At 54.2% G+C, this 19,983-nt stretch carries 19 protein-coding genes; 6 read left to right on the top strand and 13 right to left on the bottom strand.

Annotation, left to right across the window (positions count from 1 at the left end):
- Positions 1-2: 2 nt before the first annotated feature.
- Positions 3-1,391, top strand: coding sequence for a type II secretion system protein GspE (gene gspE, locus AWR26_RS21230; RefSeq protein WP_064568422.1), 1,389 nt, complete (start codon positions 3-5; stop codon positions 1,389-1,391).
- A complete protein-coding gene (gene hofC / locus AWR26_RS21235) occupies positions 1,381-2,583 on the top strand; it encodes a protein transport protein HofC (protein WP_064568423.1) in 1,203 nt (400 codons plus the stop codon). The genes gspE and hofC overlap by 11 nt, the downstream gene beginning before the upstream one ends.
- A 36-nt stretch (positions 2,584-2,619) precedes the next feature.
- Here the strand turns inward: hofC and AWR26_RS21240 are convergent, their stop codons facing one another.
- On the bottom strand, positions 2,620-3,663 hold the full coding sequence (locus AWR26_RS21240) for a GMP reductase (RefSeq protein ID WP_043954992.1): 1,044 nt from the start codon (positions 3,661-3,663) through the stop codon (positions 2,620-2,622).
- A 323-nt stretch (positions 3,664-3,986) separates the two neighbouring features.
- Here AWR26_RS21240 and coaE point away from each other — a divergent pair, with 323 nt between their 5' ends.
- From coaE to yacG, 3 genes are read left to right on the top strand one after another with little or no spacing between them, the layout of a single operon-like run.
- A complete protein-coding gene (gene coaE / locus AWR26_RS21245) occupies positions 3,987-4,607 on the top strand; it encodes a dephospho-CoA kinase (protein WP_064568424.1) in 621 nt (206 codons plus the stop codon).
- Positions 4,607-5,350 (top strand): cell division protein ZapD, encoded by a 744-nt coding sequence (zapD, locus tag AWR26_RS21250; protein WP_064568425.1) that lies wholly within the window; start codon positions 4,607-4,609, stop codon positions 5,348-5,350. The genes coaE and zapD overlap by 1 nt, the downstream gene beginning before the upstream one ends.
- A gap of 9 nt (positions 5,351-5,359) precedes the next feature.
- The gene (gene yacG / locus AWR26_RS21255) at positions 5,360-5,554 is read left to right on the top strand and encodes a DNA gyrase inhibitor YacG (RefSeq protein ID WP_043954995.1); all 195 of its coding nucleotides are present in this window, start codon (positions 5,360-5,362) and stop codon (positions 5,552-5,554) included.
- A 23-nt stretch (positions 5,555-5,577) separates the two neighbouring features.
- On the opposite strand, the gene mutT is transcribed toward yacG, so the two are convergent.
- Genes mutT through secM form a run of 3 tightly spaced genes read right to left on the bottom strand, consistent with a single transcriptional unit; the run spans position 5,578 to position 9,298 of the window.
- Entirely contained in the window at positions 5,578-5,967 is a 390-nt protein-coding gene (gene mutT / locus AWR26_RS21260) for an 8-oxo-dGTP diphosphatase MutT (RefSeq protein WP_064568426.1), read from the bottom strand.
- Between the two features lie 59 nt (positions 5,968-6,026).
- Complete coding sequence (gene secA, locus AWR26_RS21265; RefSeq protein ID WP_043954999.1) at positions 6,027-8,732, bottom strand: preprotein translocase subunit SecA; 2,706 nt, start codon at positions 8,730-8,732, stop codon at positions 6,027-6,029.
- A gap of 59 nt (positions 8,733-8,791) precedes the next feature.
- Positions 8,792-9,298 carry a secA translation cis-regulator SecM gene (secM, locus tag AWR26_RS21270; RefSeq protein WP_064569079.1) on the bottom strand — a complete coding sequence of 169 codons (507 nt, stop codon included), beginning with the start codon at positions 9,296-9,298 and terminating at the stop codon, positions 8,792-8,794.
- Positions 9,299-9,321: 23 nt separating this feature from the next.
- On the opposite strand from secM, the gene AWR26_RS21275 reads away from it, so the two are divergent.
- Positions 9,322-9,534 (top strand): hypothetical protein, encoded by a 213-nt coding sequence (locus tag AWR26_RS21275; RefSeq protein ID WP_139227945.1) that lies wholly within the window; start codon positions 9,322-9,324, stop codon positions 9,532-9,534.
- A 45-nt stretch (positions 9,535-9,579) separates the two neighbouring features.
- Here the strand turns inward: AWR26_RS21275 and lpxC are convergent, their stop codons facing one another.
- The 9 genes from lpxC to murD form a co-directional block, all read right to left on the bottom strand.
- Positions 9,580-10,497: a UDP-3-O-acyl-N-acetylglucosamine deacetylase gene (gene lpxC, locus AWR26_RS21280; RefSeq protein ID WP_043955001.1), complete on the bottom strand. Its 918-nt coding sequence runs from the start codon at positions 10,495-10,497 to the stop codon at positions 9,580-9,582.
- A 100-nt stretch (positions 10,498-10,597) separates the two neighbouring features.
- Positions 10,598-11,746: a cell division protein FtsZ gene (gene ftsZ / locus AWR26_RS21285; RefSeq protein ID WP_007373153.1), complete on the bottom strand. Its 1,149-nt coding sequence runs from the start codon at positions 11,744-11,746 to the stop codon at positions 10,598-10,600.
- A 63-nt stretch (positions 11,747-11,809) separates the two neighbouring features.
- Positions 11,810-13,066, bottom strand: a complete 1,257-nt coding sequence (gene ftsA / locus AWR26_RS21290; RefSeq protein WP_007373152.1) for a cell division protein FtsA — start codon at positions 13,064-13,066, stop codon at positions 11,810-11,812.
- Entirely contained in the window at positions 13,063-13,911 is an 849-nt protein-coding gene (gene ftsQ / locus AWR26_RS21295) for a cell division protein FtsQ (protein WP_064568427.1), read from the bottom strand. The genes ftsA and ftsQ overlap by 4 nt, the downstream gene beginning before the upstream one ends.
- A 1-nt stretch (position 13,912) precedes the next feature.
- Positions 13,913-14,833, bottom strand: coding sequence for a D-alanine--D-alanine ligase (locus AWR26_RS21300; protein ID WP_064568428.1), 921 nt, complete (start codon positions 14,831-14,833; stop codon positions 13,913-13,915).
- Positions 14,826-16,301 (bottom strand): UDP-N-acetylmuramate--L-alanine ligase, encoded by a 1,476-nt coding sequence (gene murC, locus AWR26_RS21305; RefSeq protein WP_064568429.1) that lies wholly within the window; start codon positions 16,299-16,301, stop codon positions 14,826-14,828. The genes AWR26_RS21300 and murC overlap by 8 nt, the downstream gene beginning before the upstream one ends.
- Before the next feature lie 55 nt (positions 16,302-16,356).
- The gene (gene murG, locus AWR26_RS21310; RefSeq protein WP_064568430.1) at positions 16,357-17,424 is read right to left on the bottom strand and encodes an undecaprenyldiphospho-muramoylpentapeptide beta-N-acetylglucosaminyltransferase; all 1,068 of its coding nucleotides are present in this window, start codon (positions 17,422-17,424) and stop codon (positions 16,357-16,359) included.
- A complete protein-coding gene (gene ftsW, locus AWR26_RS21315; protein WP_064568431.1) occupies positions 17,424-18,665 on the bottom strand; it encodes a cell division protein FtsW in 1,242 nt (413 codons plus the stop codon). Before ftsW ends, murG begins: the two co-directional genes overlap by 1 nt.
- Positions 18,665-19,981: a UDP-N-acetylmuramoyl-L-alanine--D-glutamate ligase gene (murD, locus tag AWR26_RS21320; RefSeq protein ID WP_064568432.1), complete on the bottom strand. Its 1,317-nt coding sequence runs from the start codon at positions 19,979-19,981 to the stop codon at positions 18,665-18,667. Before murD ends, ftsW begins: the two co-directional genes overlap by 1 nt.
- Positions 19,982-19,983 lie beyond the last annotated feature (2 nt).

Consider the following 19,983-nt stretch of genomic DNA (forward strand, 5'->3'; position numbering starts at 1 on the left):
TAATGCAACCCGATAAACTCAGTGCGCTATGCCAGCGCCATAATGCGGTCGTGCTTAAAAGCGAAAACGATCTGTTAACGATTGCGGTGGTTGAAACACCCAGCACCGAATTAATGGAATCACTCACTTTTGCCGCCCAGAAGCGGGTCGATATTCGCTGCTGGACACCAGAGCAAATGGATAAACATTTACAGCTGACAGCGCAAACCGTGGTGCCGGTGGTCCAGGAAGAGAGCAGTACCACCGCGATGGAGATCGTGGAACATACGCTTCAACAAGCGCTGATGCTGCGCGCTTCAGATATCCATTTTGAGCCCGGTGAAACGCACTATGTCATACGCCTGCGCGTCGATGGCGTTCTGCACGCGCTTTCGCCTCTGCCCGGCACGCTCGCCAGCACGCTCACCGCAAGGCTAAAAGTACTCGGCAATCTCGATATCGCCGAGCACCGTTTACCGCAAGATGGTCAGTTCAATCAGGAACTTTGCGGGCAATCGATCTCATTTCGCATCGCCACCCTGCCCTGCCGTCACGGAGAGAAAGTGGTTCTGCGCTTGCTGCATCAGGTTAACCAACCGCTGGAACTGGAAGCGCTGGGAATGACCACTCAACAACGGGAGCTGTTTGCCGCCGCGCTGGCGCAACCGCAAGGTTTGTTGCTGGTTACCGGCCCTACAGGCAGCGGTAAAACCGTCACGCTTTACAGCGCATTGCAGGCGCGAAATAAACCGGAAGTTAACATTGCCAGCGTGGAAGATCCCGTCGAGATCCCGCTCGCCGGGCTAACACAGACACAAATCAATCCGCGCAGCGGGCTGACTTTTCAAAGCGTATTGCGCGCTCTGTTACGCCAGGATCCGGACATCATCATGATTGGCGAAATTCGCGATGGCGAAACCGCCGAAATCGCGATAAAAGCCTCCCAGACCGGGCATCTGGTACTGTCGACGCTGCATACCAACTCCACCAGCGAAACGCTGGTACGCATTCAACAAATGGGCGTTGCCCGCTGGATGATCTCCTCAGCACTGTCGCTGGTGGTAGCGCAACGCCTGGTGCGTAAACTCTGCCCGCACTGCCGAAAACTTGCCGTGGAGAATATCCATCTTCCCGGTACGCTATGGCCACGTCCGCTGCCGCGCTGGCGGGCCGAAGGCTGTGAACAGTGCTATCACGGTTTTTACGGGCGCCTGGCACTGTTTGAAGTCCTCGCCATCACACCGGAAATACGCCAGGCCATCGCTGGCAATATGGGCGCGGAAGAGATTGGGCTACTGGCGCGGCAAAGTGGCATGACCACGCTATTTGAGCATGGTTGCCAGGCCGTGGAACAAGGGTTGACCACCTTTGACGAACTGGTACGCATCCTGGGTTTTCCTGATGGCGAGTAAACACCTTTGGCTGTGGTCCGGGCTTGATGACAGCGGTGCCCTGCAAAGCGGTACACACTGGAACGAAAATCGCGACAGCGTAGTGTTACTGTTGCATCAGCGGCAAATCCATTTGCTGTCGTTGAAACGCTGTCCGGTTCGTCGCGCGCTCTGGCAAGCGGAGCATGGATGCGCCGTTTTGCAGCAACTTGCTACTCTTCTGCAGGCCGGGCTGACATTACCGGAAGGGTTACAACTGCTGGCGGAACAACACCCCGCCAGACAGTGGCAGGCGCTGTTGCGCCAGCTTGCCCAAACGCTGGAGCAGGGAGAAACGTTTTCGGCTGCGCTACGCCAGTGGCCTGATGTGTTTCCTCCGCTCTGGCTGGCAATGATTCGCACCGGTGAGTTAACCGGCAAACTGGATGAGTGCTGCTTCAAGCTCGTCAGCCAGCAGCAAGCGCAAAGGGAGCTGGCATTGAAAGTGAAAAAAGCGCTTCGCTATCCGCTGATCATTCTCTCCCTGACAGCAGCAGTGGTGCTGGCAATGATATATCTGGTATTACCCGAGTTCTCGGCCATCTACCAGACGTTTAACACACCGCTTCCCGCGCTCACGCGGGGAGTCATTGCCACCGCTGACGTTATGCAACGCTGCGCCCTGCCGCTGGTCGTATTTATGGCGTTGGTACTTGGCGTCATGAGATCGCTACGTCATCACCCCGGCTGGCTTCGTTACCGACAGCGGCTGCTACTGGCCACTCCGGTGATGGGTCAGTTAATACGCGGGCAGCGGCTCAGCCAGATATTTACCGTCCTGTCGCTGACGCAGCGTGCGGGCATCGCCTTTTTGCAGGGGCTGGAAAGTGTCAAAGAGACGCTTACCTGCCCTTACTGGCGCGATATCCTGCAACGGGCGCATCAGGAGATAACTCAGGGTATGTCGATAGCCGCTGCCCTGAAAGAAAGCGGTGAATTCCCGACGCTGTGTATTCAGTTGATTCGCACGGGCGAGGTTTCCGGCGCGCTGGATACGATGCTGTATAACCTGGCACAGCATCACAGCGAACAAACTCAGCGTCAGGCAGATGGACTGGCAGCCGTGCTTGAGCCGTTGTTGCTGGTGGTGACAGGCTTGATTATCGGGGTGCTGGTTGTGGCAATGTACCTGCCCATCTTCCACCTGGGGGATGCGATGAGCGGTGCGAGGTGAGCACAGGCGCGGCATAATGCTGCGCCTGTTTAGCGATCACAGGCTGTTGAAAACGCGGTTTTCCTGTTCCTGAACGCGAATGAAGGTCGTGCGTTTGGTCAGCTCTTTCAGACGAGACGCGCCAACGTAAGTGCAAGCCGAGCGCAGACCGCCCAGAATGTCGCGCGCGGTATTCTCTACAGGCCCACGCAGCGCCAGCTTGACGGTTTTACCTTCTGCAGCACGGTAACCGGCAACGCCGCCAACGTGGCGATTCATTGCAGATTCAGAGCTCATGCCATAGAACAGCATGAATTTTTCACCGTTCTCTTCAACCACGGTGCCGCCACTCTCTTCATGACCTGCCAGCATACCGCCCAGCATCACGAAATCTGCGCCGCCGCCAAAAGCTTTCGCTACATCGCCTGGAACGGTACAACCGCCATCACTGACAATCTGCCCACCCAGGCCATGCGCAGCATCAGCACATTCGATTACCGCAGAAAGCTGCGGATAGCCAACACCGGTTTTCACACGCGTGGTGCACACAGAACCCGGGCCAATACCCACTTTAACGATATCAGCGCCGGAGAGGATCAGCTCTTCACACATTTCCCCCGTCACAACGTTACCGGCGCAAATAGTTTTATTCGGCCAGGCTTCACGCGCTTTCGCAACAAATTGTACAAAATGCTCGGAATAGCCATTCGCCACATCAATGCAGACAAAATTCAGCGCGGGATGCAGCGCAAGGATCTGTTTGGTCTTATCAAAATCAGCGTCAGATGTTCCGGTGGAAACCATTACATGGCGCAGCACATCTGCAGATTCGCGCTCAACAAAACCTTTCCAGTCTTCAACGGAATAGTGTTTATGCACGGCAGTGAGAATGTCGAATGAGGCCAGCGCTTTTGCCATCATAAACGTGCCAACCGTGTCCATATTTGCGGCAATAATTGGTACGCCAGACCAGTTCATTCCTGAATGCTTGAAGGTAAACTCGCGCTCCAACTCAACATCGGAACGGCTTTTAAGGGTAGAACGTTTAGGGCGGATAAGAACGTCTTTGAAACCTAACTTCAGATCTTCTTCGATACGCATGTGCGGATTCCTGGGGTTAATGGCGAAAATACAAACTCACAACTCCAGTGACGCTATCATACGCGCTAATAAGGGCTGCGCAAGACTGCGAATTTCTCTTTTTTTACGCTACAATCCTATAAATTTACCTGGTGAATCGGCAAGTTTAGGTTAATCGATTTCATTGTCGCTTGATTAATTCACAAAGCGTTGATTATATTAATAAATATATTCGACCTTTTACGTTTTTCTTCCCTCGTGCAGGCGATAAAAAAGCGCCATGAGTATGGCGAAAGAGAACGTGGATTGTGATTTCAGGCAGACCCATTTTGGGATGAGGTGTTATGGGGTATACGGTCGCGTTAACCGGTGGCATCGGCAGTGGGAAAAGCACCGTAGCGGATGCTTTCGCACAGCTTGGGGTTAACGTTGTCGATGCGGATATTATTGCGCGTCAGGTCGTGGAACCGGGTTCGCAAGCATTAAGCGCCATTACAGCACGTTTTGGGGCAGAAATGCTTCTCGCCGACGGCTCGCTAAACCGTCGAGCATTACGGGAACGTATTTTTGCTTCTCCGGCTGATAAAGAGTGGCTCAATGGTCTGCTCCATCCGTTAATTCATCAGCAGACCCAGCGTGAGATTGCGCAGGCAACGTCGCCTTATGTACTGTGGGTTGTTCCCCTGCTGGTGGAAAATCAGCTATATCGTAAAGCCAATCGGGTTTTGGTGGTGGATGTCCCGGTTGAGACTCAAATTGCACGCACCACGCAGCGTGATGGCGTTAGCCGCGAACATGCAGAACATATTCTTGCTGCCCAGGCCACACGCGAAGCGCGGCTTGCCGTCGCTGATGATGTTATTGATAATAATGGCGCACCAGGTGCGATAGCATCGGATGTTGCCCGCCTGCACTCAGCGTATCTGGAATATGCTTCGCAGGCCGTATCACAGGAAAAACCGTAATGCACACCCACATCCTTTTTGAACACCCGCTTAACGAAAAGATGCGCACCTGGCTGCGTGTCGAATTTCTGCTTCAGCAACTCACCGCCCGTTTACCATTGGGCGACCATGCTGATGCACTGCACTTTTTCCGTAACGTCGGTGATTTACTGGATGTGTTCGAACGCGGCGATACGCGTACAGAATTACTGAAAGAGCTGGAACGTCAGCAGCGCAAATTGCGAGCCTGGAGCGAAGTGGAGGGTGTCGATCTCAATCGTATCGAATCCCTGCGCCAGCAACTGAAACAGAGCGGCAATATCCTGATGGCTGCGCCACGCATTGGCCAGCTTTTACGTGAAGACCGATTAATTGCGCTGGTGCGCCAGCGTCTGAGTATCCCCGGCGGGTGTTGCAGTTTTGATCTGCCCACGCTGCATATGTGGCTGCATTTGCCGCAGGAGCAACGTGATGCGCAGGTCGCGGTCTGGCTGGAAAGCCTCGATCCGCTCAAATCAACGCTGCAATTAATTCTCGATCTGATCCGCAATGCCGCGCCGTTCCGCCATCAGACGAGCCTGAATGGTTTTTATCAGGATAATGGCGAAGATGCTGATTTACTGCGTCTGAAACTGACGCTACGGGATCGGCTGTATCCGCAAATTTCCGGGCATAAGAGCCGTTTTGCTATCCGCTTTTTACCCCTCGACAGCGAAAACGGGATCGTGCCGGAACGGCTGGATTTTGAACTGGCCTGTTGTTAAGGAGCCAATATGACTGAAACAACCATTGTTAACTGCCCAACCTGCGGGAAATCTGTCGTCTGGGGCGAAATCAGCCCGTTTCGCCCCTTCTGTTGCAAACGCTGCCAGCTCATCGATCTGGGAGAATGGGCCGCGGAAGAGAAACGCATCCCCAGCTCTGGCGACCTGTCAGACAGCGATGAATGGAGCGAAGAGCAACAGTAATATTTTTGCCGCTGGCGCACCGCTTAACGCTGCGCCAGCCGGTTAATAATGGGTTCGTTAGCCGGCGGGAAATCTTCCGCTTTCAGCATCTGTTGTGCTATCCACTCTCCCGGCTGTCCCTCTTTTCCCCACGGTTCCCCTTCCCAGCTCTCAACCAGCCAGAACCACAGCGTGATATGGCGATCGGGAAACTGATACTCCAGCTTATCAAACAGTGTTGCGCTCAGCGGCGTAATACCGACCTCTTCCTGTAATTCACGGCTCATCGCCTGTTCCGGCGTTTCACCCTCTTCTATTTTACCGCCCGGAAACTCCAGTTTATTCGCCATGTGCGCATCCGCAGCACGGCGCGTAATAAAGATTTCTCCTTGCGGGTTGCGAATGATCCCGACTGCGATGTTGAGTATTTTCATTAGGCAGGCTCCATAAAAAAGGCGCAGATATCTGCGCCTTTTACATTTTTATCAAAAGGTTATGCTAAACGGCCGTGGCACTGTTTGTATTTTTTACCCGAACCGCAAGGGCATGGATCGTTACGCCCCACTTTACGCTCGCCCGTCTGCGCAGCAAGTTCTGCGGCCGCTGCAGATTCATCATCCTGATGGCTCAGCTGTTGCATTTGTGCCAGACGCTCAGCCTCCTGGCGACGCTGCTGCTCCATCGCTTCCACCTCTTCCGGCATACGTACCTGCACCTTGCTCAGCGTGCTGATCACTTCATATTTCAGCGACTCCAGCATCGCGGCAAACATGGCGAAGGATTCGCGTTTGTACTCCTGCTTCGGATCTTTTTGCGCGTAGCCACGCAGATGGATACCCTGACGCAGGTAATCCATGGCTGCCAGATGCTCTTTCCACAGGGAATCCAGCGTCTGCAACATCACGCCTTTTTCAAAGTGACGCATCATTTCCGCACCTACCACGTCTTCTTTACGTTGGTAAGTTTCAACGGCGTTCTGCAGGATGCGCTCGCGCAACGTCTCTTCATGCAGATCCGGCTCTTTATCCAGCCATTCAGCAATCGGCAGATCGAGATCGAAATCGTTTTTCAGGCGTTCCTGCAGACCCGGGATATCCCACATCTCTTCCAGAGACTGCGGCGGAATATGCGCGTCGATGGTCGCTTTGAAAACGTCCTCGCGAATGCTGTTGATGGTTTCGCTCACGTCAGACACATCCAGCAGTTCGTTACGCTGAGTATAAATAGCACGGCGCTGATCGTTGGCAACATCATCATATTCCAGCAGCTGCTTACGAATATCGAAGTTGCGGCTTTCCACTTTACGCTGCGCGTTGGCAATCGCCTTGGTAACCCACGGGTGCTCAATCGCTTCGCCCGGTTTCATCCCCAGCTTACGCATCATGCCGGAAACACGATCGGAGGCGAAAATACGCATCAGCGCATCTTCCATGGAGAGGTAGAAACGGGAAGAACCGGCATCGCCCTGACGACCGGAACGACCGCGCAACTGGTTATCAATACGACGAGATTCGTGACGCTCGGTACCGATAATGTGCAGACCGCCAGAGGCCAGTACGGCATCATGGCGTACCTGCCAGTCCGCTTTCACTTTTGCGATTTGCTCTTCGGTCGGGTTTTCAATCTCAGCCAGTTCTGCCTGCCAGCTACCGCCCAGCATAATATCCGTACCACGGCCCGCCATGTTGGTAGCAATGGTTACCGTGCCTGGGTAACCCGCCTGAGCAACGATATCGGCCTCTTTGGCGTGGAATTTGGCGTTCAGTACGTTGTGCTTGATACCCGCTTTGGTCAGTTCCTGAGAGACAACCTCTGATTTTTCAATGGAGATAGTCCCCACCAGCACCGGTTGGCCCTTGGCGGTACGCTCTTTAATATCTTCGATAATGGCCTGGATTTTTTCCGCTTCGGTCATGTAGACCAGATCCGCCATATCTTTACGGATCATCGGACGGTTTGTCGGCACAACAACCGTATCCAGTTTATAGATCGAGCTGAATTCAAATGCTTCGGTATCTGCCGTACCGGTCATACCGGCCAGTTTTTCATACAGACGGAAATAGTTCTGGAAGGTAATGGAAGCCAGCGTCTGGTTTTCATTCTGAATTTCCACGCCTTCTTTGGCTTCAACAGCCTGATGCAGACCGTCAGACCAGCGACGCCCTTGCATTGTACGGCCGGTGTGTTCATCAACGATGATCACTTCGCCATCTTTAACAATGTAATCCACGTCGCGGGTGAACAGTGCATGAGCACGCAGCGCAGCGGTGACGTGGTGCATCAGCATAATGTTGGCCGGGGAGTAGAGTGACTCGCCCTCCTCCATAATGCCTTCTTTTACCAGCAGCTCTTCAATCAGCACCAGGCCGCGTTCAGTCAGCGTTACCTGACGCGCTTTCTCATCCACCGAGAAGTGGCCTTCGCCCTGGAAAGTGTCAGAATCCTCTTTCTCCTGACGAACCAGGTAAGGAATGATTTTGTTCACTTTTTTGTAGAGCTCAGAGCTGTCTTCTGCAGGCCCGGAGATGATCAGCGGGGTGCGCGCTTCATCGATGAGGATGGAGTCAACCTCATCCACCAGCGCATAGTGCAGTTTACGCTGTACGCGCTCTTCAGGGCTGAACGCCATGTTATCGCGCAGGTAGTCAAAGCCGTATTCGTTGTTGGTGCCGTAGGTAATATCGGCTGCGTAAGCTTCACGCTTGGCAACAGCAGGCATACCTGGCAGGTTAATACCCACTGTCAGGCCGAGGAACTCAAACAATGGACGGTTGTTTTCGGCATCACGCTGCGCCAGATAATCGTTCACCGTCACAACGTGAACGCCTTTACCGCTCAGGGCATTCAGGTAAGCCGGCAGCGTCGCTGTCAGGGTTTTACCTTCACCAGTACGCATCTCCGCGATACAGCGATCGTTCAGTACCATACCGCCCAATAACTGTACGTCAAAGTGGCGCATGCCAAACACACGCTTGCTCGCTTCGCGAACCACCGCAAAAGCTTCAGGCAATAGATTATCTACCGCCTCGCCTTTTTCCAGACGGGCGCGAAATTCTGCGGTTTTACCTTTCAGCTCTTCATCACTGAGCTGCTCCATGGCCGGTTCCATGGCATTAATCTGAGCGACAACTTTACGCATGCGACGCAGTGTACGATCGTTGCGGCTACCGAATACTTTCGTTAATAACTTGATTAGCATAATAAAAATCTCAAACGCTCCGCACGGCGGAACTAAAAAATGGATAAAAGGCTCTTTTTTTAGCTGAAGCGTTGAGGGCCTGCGCGAATACCCTGCACCTGGCTCACCCAGGCGAGCACGCTAAACGCGGCTTGAGGCGTAGAAGGGATATAAACGGCCAGGCGAACAATCGTCGGCGGCTTGCTTTCCAGCATCAGCAGTGCGCTGAGTGAATCCAGCAATGCCAGATGATGTGCCTGAATAGGCAGTGGCTCTTCCGTTGCTACAGGTAGCGCCTGAGGCGCCATAGCGAACGAAAGATGACGAATCACGGTACGAATGGCGTGTTGATGCCAGTAATCGACAGTAAAGTTCGGGCGCCGTTTCGCTTCCAGCAAGGAGAAACTGGTGAAATTGACGTTATTGACGCCATCGTGATTGCGGGTTGTTTCGCGCGCAGGCTGATGTGGCTCAGCGCTACTGGCAAATGCAGGCAAGCCAAAACTTGCCGCGACCATCCCTAATAAGAGATGCGGCCAGAAATAGCGTCTGCCAAATTGTCGCCAGCACGTCAGTATTCCGTTCACCTGCTCCACCCAAAAAATCACGCTTGTCCGATTTTGCTTCTGTCGGTGCCATTTTGCGCCCAAATCTTACCACTAAAGCCGCCAGCACCGCAGTAGTATTCAGGCTTCAGAAGGGCGAAATTGACCAGGAAAGCAGCAAACACACCGCTCAAAGCGAAAAAAGAGAAAGTTCTACATCGAAGTGGGAGAAAGGCCTGGCGGGAGAAAAGCAAATAAAAAACGACTGGTTTCCCTGACCGGAGAGAGTGCCAGGTTAACCAGTCGATTTTATGGTTATGGTGTTATGCCAGAACCATTGACGGTGCTTTAAATGCCAGCGGCAATTCGGCGTCGTCTTCGAAGGTCACATATTCCCAGGCTTCCTGTTTTGCCAGAACAGCCTGCAACAGTTTATTGTTTAATGCATGGCCCGATTTATATGCGGTAAACGCACCAATGATATTGTGACCACACATGAACAAGTCGCCGATAGCATCCAGCATTTTATGGCGAACAAATTCATCTTCGAAACGAAGTCCGTCTTCGTTCAGTACGCGATAATCGTCAACTACGATGGCACAATCGAAGCTACCGCCCAAGCACAATCCGCGAGACTGGAGGTATTCGATATCACGCATGAAACCGAAGGTACGCGCACGACTAATCTGGCGCATAAATGCGTCGGCAGAGAAGTTCATCGCGTAGCGTTGAGTGCTTGCATCAATCGCCGGGTGGTTAAAATCGATGGTAAAGTCGAGCGAGAAACCGTTGTGAGGTTTGAACTCAGCCCATTTATCACCGTCTTCAACACGCACCGTATCTTTGATACGAACGAATTTTTTGGCGCTGTTAAGCTCTTCGATCCCTGCATCCAGTAGCAGATAAACGAAAGGTGCAGCACTGCCATCCATAATGGGAATTTCCGGCGCATCGACTTCAACAATAATGTTGTCGATACCCAGCCCCGCCAGAGCAGCATTTAAGTGCTCAACGGTGGAAATCCGCACGTCATGCTCGTTGACCAGACAAGTACAGAGCATAGTATCACGCACAGATTTAGCATCAGCCGGAAAATCTACCGGTGGATTCAAGTCAGTGCGACGATAGATGACCCCGGTATTTGCCGGCGCAGGGCGCAACGTCAGTGTGACTTTCTTGCCGGTATGTAAACCGACGCCAGTCGCCTGAACGATACGTTTAAGAGTCCTTTGTTTGATCATCGTATAATCTCGCCTTATTACCAATCCAACCGAAGTGTATAACACAATCGGTGGGGCAGTTTAGCACAAAGAGCGAAGAAGCCCAACTTCCAGTAAATTCTTAGTCCGCTTGCTTACGCAGGAACGCCGGAATATCCAGATAATCAGGTTCTTTAGTGGTTTGCGGCGTATTATCGTTAACCACTTTCGCTGGTTTCTGCTCCTGTTGCATCGGCTGCATACCATGCTGCTGATAGCGATCCATCACTGGCTGCTGTGCCTGTTTGTTAGTCACCAGCGTGATTTCCGGACGTTTGTCCATGCCGATACCTGTCGCAACAACGGTCACACGCAGCTCATCGTTCATATCCGGATCAAGGGACGTACCGATAACCACAGTCGCGTTATCAGATGCGAAAGCACGGATAGTGTTACCCACCGTTTCGAACTCATCCAGACGCAGGTCGAAGCCAGCAGTAATGTTAACCAGTACACCGCGAGCGCCAGAAAGATCAATATCTTCCAGCAGCGGGCTGGAAATCGCCATTTCTGCCGCTTCTTCCGCACGATCTTCACCGCTGGCTACACCGGAGCCCATCATCGCATAGCCCATTTCGGACATTACGGTGCGCACGTCAGCGAAGTCAACGTTCATCAGGCCTGGACGAGTAATCAGCTCAGCAATACCCTGCACAGCGCCTTTCAGTACATCGTTCGCTGCACCGAATGCATCAAGCAGAGAAATGCCACGGCCAAGCACTTTCAGTAACTTGTCGTTCGGGATAGTGATCAGCGAGTCCACATGTTTGGACAGCTCAGTGATACCCTGCTCAGCAAATGCCATGCGCTTCTTGCCTTCAAAATTGAAAGGCTTAGTCACCACAGCAACCGTCAGGATACCTAAATCTTTAGCGACTTCAGCCACGACAGGAGCCGCACCCGTACCGGTACCACCACCCATGCCTGCCGCGATAAAGACCATGTCAGCGCCTTCGAGCGCAGCGCGCAGGGCTTCACGATCTTCTTCAGCCGCATTGCGACCAACTTCAGGGTTTGCTCCAGCGCCCAGACCTTTAGTGATGCCACCGCCGATCTGAATGGTTTGTCCCACCGCTGTTTTACGCAACGCCTGCGCGTCGGTATTCACGGCGAAGAATTCCACACCCTCAATGCGCTCGCGCACCATATGCTCTACGGCGTTGCCACCGCCGCCACCGACGCCGATGACTTTAATCACCGCGTCGTTGGTTAATTCCATCGGTTCAAACATAATTTCTCTCCGTTTTGTGCCTGTCGCCTGAGACCGCTAATTTTCTGCGCTCTCTGAAAAAAATTAAAACTCTTTTCGCAGCCAGCTGTTGATTCGTTTGAACCATGACCCTACTGACGCGCGTTTTTCCACTTCTGCTTCACCACTGAGATGCGTCTCTTTTCCGTAGTGCAGCAACCCTACAGCCGTTGAGTAATACGGCTCCTGGGCATAATCGGTCAAGCCAGTAATGTTGAGCGGCGCACCAATACGCACCTGCGTATGGAAAACGCGCTGTGCACAGGCCGCAAGGCCTTCCATTTGCGCCGCGCCGCCGGTCAACACAATCCCCGCCGCCAGGTGATGCTTAACACCCTGCTGGCGAAGCTGTTCCTGCAACTGCAAAATCTCATCGTTAACCAGATTGAGCAACTCGGTATAGCGAGGCTCAATCACGTCTGCCAGCGTCTGACGCTGCAAACTGCGCGGCGGACGACCACCCACGCTGGGTACTTCAACGCTTTCATCTTTACCGACTAACGACCCCAGCGCACAACCGTGGCGAACTTTGATCGCCTCTGCATCACTGGGCGGCGTACCGAAAGCGTAAGCAATATCGCTAGTGACCACGTTCCCTGCATAAGGGATTACTTTCGTGTGGCGCAGCGCGCCGCCAGTATAGACCGCCATGTCCATTGTACCACCACCGATGTCAACAACGCAGACGCCCAGTTCTCGTTCGTCTTCCGTCAACACCGAATAGCTGGAGGCCAGTCCGGCGAAAATAAGTTGGTCAACTTTCAACCCACATCGTTCAACGGCTTTAACGATGTTTTTTGCCATATCGTTATGGCAAGTAATCAAATGTACTTTTGCCTGCATACGTACGCCAGACAGCCCAACCGGGTTTTTGATCCCTTCCTGGTAGTCAATGGCGTATTCCTGCGGAATCACATGCAGAACACGGTGTTCATCGCGTACACGCACCGATTTGGCGGTATGCACAACGTTCTCTACATCTTCCTGCGTCACTTCCTCTTCCGAAATCGGCACCATCCCAATTTCGTTCTGGCAGCTAATGTGCTTCCCCGAAAGCGCCAGGTAGACAGAAGAGATCTGGCAATCCGCCATCAATTCAGCCTGATCGATAGCGCGCTGTACGCATTTCACTACCGATTCCAGATCGTTCACGCCGCCTTTATCCATACCACGAGACGGGCAACTGCCCACGCCAATGATATTCACAATACCGTCGGGCAGAACTTCCCCTACTAAAGCGGCTACCTTCGCGGTGCCAATCTCCAGTCCAACCACCAGTTTTCTGTCCGTCGCCTTGATCATTGTTGTTCTGCCTGTGCCTGATTCTGTTGTGCCTGATTTTGCTGCTGATTCGGTTCCTGAACAGGGGCGGCTTTCCAGCCTACAGCCGCGCCTGAGTCATACCGTAAATCCACGTAGCTGATCGCCTTACCATCCGTTTGCGCCTGTTGCAGCAGAACCGGATAGAGCTCCACAAAGCGCGCCAGGCGTTTCATTGTATCGCCACGACCCAGGTTGAGCCTGATGTCGTTAGTCAGCGTGACCTGCCATGAACGTCGCGCCGTCATCGCCGCTTCTTTTAACGTGAATTTATCCTTCGCCAACAATTGCCCCATATCGCGGTAGCCTTGCAATACTTCGCTTTCACTGCCTTCAGGGCCATACAACATGGGCAAAACCTGCTTACTGGTTCGTTCGGACGGCACGCTGAACGCATTACCGTCGGCATCGACCATATGCTGATCATTCCACCGCGCAATCGGCACGTATTCAACCAGATGAATCTTCAATTCGTCTGGCCACTGCTTTCTGACGCTTGCCTGCTTTATCCAGGGCAGACGCTCAATCTGACTCTGAATAATATTGACGTCCTGCGTCATGAAGGTGCCGGGTGCTCCCAGCGCCAGAATAGACTGACGAATATCATCATTGCGGGTGTAATGACGATCGCCCGTCACCACCAGCTTCGACAACGGCAAGCGTTGTGCATCATCCATCCAACCCAAAACCACCCAGCCGCTAACAAACACGGTGCACAGCACCGCCAGCAGGAACAAAATCCCTGCAAGACGCGTTCCATTGTTGCGGCGGGAGGTGGTTACAGCCTCCGCTTCGCGGTTTCGCGTGTTCAGCGCAGCCTGTGACATATCACTCCGCCAGATCCAGAATGCGAACAACAAGTTGCGAGAAGCTCAAACCCGCCTGGCGAGCAGCCATCGGCACCAGGCTGTGGCTCGTCATCCCTGGCGAGGTGTTCGCTTCCAACAAATAAAACTGACCGTCGCTATCCAGCATGGCATCAATTCGTCCCCAGCCACGGCAACCTAAAAGACGCCAGGCTTTCACTACCAGGGACTGTAATGCCGCCTCTCGCTCCACTTCCAGACCTGATGGGCAGAAATATTTTGTCTCATCAGAGAGATACTTTGCCTCATAATCATAGAAGATTCCCGCTGGCTGGATACGAATCGACGGTAAAATTTCGTTCCCAAGTATCGCCACGGTAAATTCCGGGCCACTTAGCCATTTTTCGATCAGAACTTCATCATCATGTTGAAATGCAAGCGCTAATGCCGCATGCAGATCCTCACTTTTATCGACCTTCGACATTCCAACGCTGGAGCCTTCACGGCTGGGCTTGACAATAACAGGTAACCCCAGTCCATCAATGCGTTGAATATCATCAAAACTTAGGCCTGATTCAAACTCACTGCGTTCGAGCGCGACCCATGGCGCAACCGGTAATCCGGCACCCTGCCACAACAATTTGCTGCGCAGTTTATCCATGGAAAGAGCGGATGCCATAACACCGCTGCCGGTATATGGCATATCGGTCAGTTCAAGCAGCCCCTGCAGGGTGCCGTCTTCGCCGCCACGACCATGTAACGCAATAAAAGCTTTACTAAAACCCATCTCTTTCAGGCGGGTGACATCCACATCACGCGGATCCACACCGTGCGCATCCACTCCGCCTTCCCGCAAACCCACCAGCACCGCTGCACCGGAATTAAGCGAAACTTCACGCTCGGCGGAGGTTCCGCCCAGCAGAACCGCTACTTTCTCAGCCACGGCGCTCCTCCTCTGTGCTCTGCGGTTTCAGTTTGCACTCGGCCAGGCTGCGGGCAATCTTGCCAATATTCCCAGCGCCCTGAATCAGGATCAGGTCATTACCGGTCAGTACCGGCGCCAGCATCGTCGCGACCTGTGCCGGATCGGACACGAGGATCGGATCAATTTTGCCGCGTCCGCGAATAGTACGGCACAGCGAACGGCTGTCAGCGCCCGGGATAGGCGCTTCACCAGCCGGATAAACCTCCAGCATCAGCAAAGAATCAACCTGCGTCAGCACATTGGCGAAATCATCGTACAAGTCGCGGGTACGCGTAAAACGGTGCGGCTGAAACAGCATGACCAGGTTTTTATCCGGCCAGCCCGCGCGCGCTGCTTTAATGGTGGCATCCACTTCTGTCGGGTGATGACCATAGTCATCCACCAGCATGGCGGTACCGTTTTTGCCATTCACCGCTTCCAGCGGGAATTCACCTAGGAAATCAAAACGGCGCCCGGTACCCTGGAAGCTTTCCAGTGCGCGAAGGATCGCTTCATCTTCGATCCCCTCTTCTGTCGCTACTGCTACCGCCGCCGCCGCGTTCAGCGCATTGTGGCGGCCTGGCGCATTCAGCGTGACACGCAGTTCCGGTTTATCCTGGCGCACCAAAGTGAAGTGCCCCTGCGGCCCGACCTGGCGGTAATTTTCTACCCGAACATCAGCATCATCGCTAAATCCGTACGTAGTCGTCTGACGTCCCACGCGCGGTAGCAATTCGCGGATAACCGGATCGTCCACACACATTACCGCACGGCCATAGAACGGCAGGTTGTGCAGGAAGTTGATAAACGTCGTTTTTAAATTTTCGAAGTCGCCCTGGTAGGTATCCATATGATCGGCTTCGATATTGGTGACAATCGCCACCATCGGTTGCAGATGCAGGAAGGAGGCGTCGCTCTCATCGGCTTCTGCAATCAGATAACGGCTGTGACCCAGGCGCGCATGCACCCCAGCGGCTTTCACCAGCCCACCGTTAACAAAAGTCGGGTCCAGCCCGGCTTCCGCATAAATACTGGCCACCATGGCAGTCGTAGTCGTTTTGCCATGGGTACCGGCAATTGCGATGCCATGACGGAAACGCATTAATTCAGCCAGCATCTCCGCACGGCGGATAACCGGAATACGCGCTTCATGCGCCGCGACAATTTCCGGGTTATCGGCGGAAATGGCGCTGGAGACCACAACAACACTGGCATCGCTCACATTTTCCGGGCGATGATTGAAATAAATAGTGGCGCCAAGTGCCGCCAGCTGCTGCGTCACAGGATTTGGCGCCAGGTCGGAACCGCTAATCTGGTAGCCTTCATTGGCCAGCACTTCGGCAATACCGCCCATGCCAGCACCGCCAATGCCGACAAAGTGAATGTGCCGGACACGTCGCATCTCGGGCACTATTGAACGCAGTTTCGCCAGTTCTTGTGTATTCATTCTCTAAACGCCATCGACTACTTAAATTTGCGCGACGCCAACGCGCCGCCAGTATTTACGCCTGAGCTGCCAGGCTGACTTCATTCGCCACGCGCTCGGTGGCATCCGGGATGGCCGCCGCGCGCGCGCGTTCCGCCATCTCCAGCAATGCTTCGCGATCCCAGCCCGCCAGCGTCGCGGCTACCGCATCAACGGTGAACTGCGGCTGTTCGAGGATCTTCGCGGCACCCGCTTTTTCCAGCGGTAATGCATTCCAGTACTGCTGACGATCTTTGTGCTGGAAAGGCACAAACAGCGCCGGTAAACCTGCGGCTGCGATTTCGCTGACCGTCAGTGCGCCTGACCGACACACCACTACATCCGCCCACGCGTAGGCTTTCGCCATATCGTCAATAAATTCCGTCACTTTATGCTGCGGTTCGCCCGCAGCAGCATACGCCTGCTCAACATCCTGCTGCGCACCTTTGCCGCTCTGATGCCAGATGGTCACAGCATTGCCCAGCTTCGCCGCGACCTGCGGCATTGTCTGGTTCAACACGCGCGCGCCCTGAGAGCCGCCAACAACCAGCACACGAACCGGCCCTTCACGACCAGGTAAACGCTCCTGCGGTAGTGGCAGTTCCAGCACATCAACACGCACCGGATTTCCAACGACTTCCGCTTTTGGAAAAGCGCCGGGAAACGCCTGCATCACTTTGGTAGCGATTTTCGCCAGCCATTTATTGGTTAAACCAGCAATTCCATTCTGCTCATGGAGCACTACCGGAATACCGAGTGACCAGGCAGCCAGCCCGCCAGGACCAGAGACATAACCGCCCATCCCCAGCACCACATCCGGTTTAAAGCGCTGCATAATGGCGCGAGCCTGTCGCCAGGCGTTAAAAATACGTACCGGGGCCAGCAACTGCGCTTTGATCCCTTTGCCACGCAGGCCGGAGATACGGATAAAATCGATCTCGATGCCGTGTTTGGGCACCAGATCGGCCTCCATGCGATCGGCGGTTCCGAGCCAGCGCACTTGCCAGCCCTGATCCATCAAATGGTGCGCAACTGCAAGCCCGGGGAAGACATGCCCGCCGGTACCGCCCGCCATCACCATTAACCGCTTTGGTTGACCACTCATCACAAACCTCGTGTAAACGCCTGGGCTTTTTCCAGACGCGTTTCATAATCGATGCGTAGCAGCAGCGTAATCGCCACTGACATAATCAGTAAGCTGGAACCACCGTAACTGATAAGCGGCAGAGTCAGCCCTTTGGTCGGCAGCATGCCTGCCGCCGCACCAACGTTAACCAGCGCCTGGAAGCTAAACCAGATACCAATCGAGCAGGCCAGGAAACCAGAGAAACGATGATCGATTTCCAGCGCTTTTCGCCCGATGGACATGGCGCGGAAAGCGACGAAGAATACCATTAAAAGCGCCGCTACCACACCGATATAACCGAGTTCCTCCCCGATAATGGAGAAGATAAAGTCGGTATGTGCTTCAGGCAGATACTCCAGCTTCTGTATGGAATTTCCAAGCCCCTGCCCCCACAGCTCACCGCGACCAAATGCCATCAGCGACTGCGTTAACTGGTAACCGCTACCGAAGGGATCTTCCCACGGGTTCCAGAAAGAGGTTACGCGGCGAATACGATACGGTTCGGCGAGGATCAGCAGCACAACCGCTGAAATCCCCATACCGATGATGGCAATGAACTGCCACAGTTTTGCCCCGGCGAGGAACAACATCGCCAGCGTAGTGATAAACAGCACCACCACCGTACCGAGATCCGGCTGCGCCAGCAGCAGAACCGCCAGCACCAGAATCACGCCCATCGGTTTGAGGAAGCCGCGCAGGTTATTACGCACTTCATCCACCTTACGTACCAGGTAGTTAGCCAGGTAACAGAACAGCGACAACTTGGTGAACTCTGCTGGCTGGAAGCGCATGACGCCGAGGTCGATCCAGCGAGAGGCCCCGTTGATCGAGCTACCAACCACCAGTACCACCAGCAGCATAATGATCGCGGCAATCAACATCGCCGAGCTGTATTTCTGCCAGAAATCCATCGGCAAACGCAGCGTGATCATCGACATACAAAACGCCAGGAACAGATACAGCGCATGACGTTTAGCAAAGAAGAAAGGATCGTCCGTCAGGCGTTGCCCTACCGGCATCGACGCCGAGGTCACCATAATGAAACCGATCGCCGCCAGGCCCAGCGTCAACCACAACAGCGTGCGGTCGTACATCACCAGGCTGTCGGAATCTTTTTGCCGTGATCCCATAACCCAACCTTTCAATGCCGCAAACAACCATGCCAGGAGGCTAAATCCTGGCAGGCGCGGCATTCTCGGGCGTGGGAGCGTTAAACGCATCAGCCTAACTCCTGCGCCAGACGGGTAAAGACATCACCCCGTTGTTCGAAATTCTTAAACTGATCGAGGCTGGCGCAGGCTGGCGACAACAGCACCATGTCGCCCGGCTGCACACGCGTGGCGATCAGACGCATTGCCTCTTCCATCGTTTCAACCCGATCGGCGATTTCCGGACGTAAATCCGCCAACTCGCCACCATCGCGGCCAAAGCAATAAAGACGAATACGATCGCCGCCGAGATAGCGCTTCAGTGGTGAGAAATCGGCTGACTTACCGTGCCCGCCCAACAGCAGATGCAGCGTACCGTCAACCTGCAAGCCGTTCAGCGCCGCCTCTGTACTGCCGACGTTGGTCGCTTTCGAGTCGTTGATCCAACGCACCCCGTTATGATCCAGCGCCAACTGGAAGCGGTGTGCCAGCCCGGTGAAGGTTGTCAGCGCCTTCAGGCTGCTTGCCCGCGGTAAACCAGCGGCATCCGCCAGCGCCAGCGCTGCCAGCGCGTTGGTATAGTTGTGCTGGCCACTCAGCTTCATCTCTTTAACATTCAGAACCTTTTCACCTTTTACACGCAGCCAGGTTTCCCCCTGCTGGCGGTTCAGGTGATAGTCGCCGACGTCAACGCCGAAGCTCACGCAACGTTCATCGGCGCCCCGCACCGGCATGGTCAGCGCGTCGTCCGCGTTGACCACACATACTTTCGCATTTTCGTAAACGCGCAGTTTTGCGGCACGGTACTGTTGCAGCCCGAACGGGTAGCGATCCATATGATCTTCCGTCACGTTCAGGATGGTTGCCGCCGCAGCGTGCAGGCTGAAAGTGGTTTCCAGTTGGAAACTGGAAAGCTCCAGCACATAGAGTTCGCGGGCTTCATCAAGCAGCATTAGTGCAGGCAGGCCGATATTGCCGCCAACGCCCACATTAACGCCTGCCGCTTCTGCCATTTCACCCACCAGTTTGGTGACGGTGCTTTTACCGTTTGAACCGGTAATCGCAATGACTGGCGCTTGCGCTTCGCGGCAGAAGAGTTCGATATCGCCGACGATCTCAACGCCAGCATCGGCTGCCGCGCTCAGAGAAGGATGCGCCAGTGCGATGCCAGGGCTTGCGACAATCAGGTCAGCCGCCAGCAACCAGTCATCATTGAGACTACCAAGATGGCGCTCTACCGTCTCCGGCAGCTTATCCAGCCCCGGTGGCGAAACGCGCGTGTCCATAACGCGTGGCGTCACGCCGCGCGCGAGGAAAAAGTCAACGCAGGAAAGACCTGTCAGACCCAGACCGATAATGACGACTTTTTTACCCTGGTAATCTGCCATGA

Origin of the sequence: Kosakonia oryzae, assembly GCF_001658025.2 — a bacterium.
Classification (GTDB): domain Bacteria; phylum Pseudomonadota; class Gammaproteobacteria; order Enterobacterales; family Enterobacteriaceae; genus Kosakonia; species Kosakonia oryzae.

Bases quoted from the DNA above. Each gene is read 5' to 3' on its own strand.
- gspE (WP_064568422.1), top strand. From the start codon at position 3: ATGCAACCCGATAAACTCAGTGCGCTATGCCAGCGCCATAATGCGGTC.
- hofC (WP_064568423.1), top strand. From the start codon at position 1,381: ATGGCGAGTAAACACCTTTGGCTGTGGTCCGGGCTTGATGACAGCGGT.
- AWR26_RS21240 (WP_043954992.1), bottom strand. From the start codon at position 3,663: ATGCGTATCGAAGAAGATCTGAAGTTAGGTTTCAAAGACGTTCTTATC.
- coaE (WP_064568424.1), top strand. From the start codon at position 3,987: ATGGGGTATACGGTCGCGTTAACCGGTGGCATCGGCAGTGGGAAAAGC.
- zapD (WP_064568425.1), top strand. From the start codon at position 4,607: ATGCACACCCACATCCTTTTTGAACACCCGCTTAACGAAAAGATGCGC.
- yacG (WP_043954995.1), top strand. From the start codon at position 5,360: ATGACTGAAACAACCATTGTTAACTGCCCAACCTGCGGGAAATCTGTC.
- mutT (WP_064568426.1), bottom strand. From the start codon at position 5,967: ATGAAAATACTCAACATCGCAGTCGGGATCATTCGCAACCCGCAAGGA.
- secA (WP_043954999.1), bottom strand. From the start codon at position 8,732: ATGCTAATCAAGTTATTAACGAAAGTATTCGGTAGCCGCAACGATCGT.
- lpxC (WP_043955001.1), bottom strand. From the start codon at position 10,497: ATGATCAAACAAAGGACTCTTAAACGTATCGTTCAGGCGACTGGCGTC.
- ftsZ (WP_007373153.1), bottom strand. From the start codon at position 11,746: ATGTTTGAACCGATGGAATTAACCAACGACGCGGTGATTAAAGTCATC.
- ftsA (WP_007373152.1), bottom strand. From the start codon at position 13,066: ATGATCAAGGCGACGGACAGAAAACTGGTGGTTGGACTGGAGATTGGC.
- ftsQ (WP_064568427.1), bottom strand. From the start codon at position 13,911: ATGTCACAGGCTGCGCTGAACACGCGAAACCGCGAAGCGGAGGCTGTA.
- murC (WP_064568429.1), bottom strand. From the start codon at position 16,301: ATGAATACACAAGAACTGGCGAAACTGCGTTCAATAGTGCCCGAGATG.
- murG (WP_064568430.1), bottom strand. From the start codon at position 17,424: ATGAGTGGTCAACCAAAGCGGTTAATGGTGATGGCGGGCGGTACCGGC.
- ftsW (WP_064568431.1), bottom strand. From the start codon at position 18,665: ATGCGTTTAACGCTCCCACGCCCGAGAATGCCGCGCCTGCCAGGATTT.
- murD (WP_064568432.1), bottom strand. From the start codon at position 19,981: ATGGCAGATTACCAGGGTAAAAAAGTCGTCATTATCGGTCTGGGTCTG.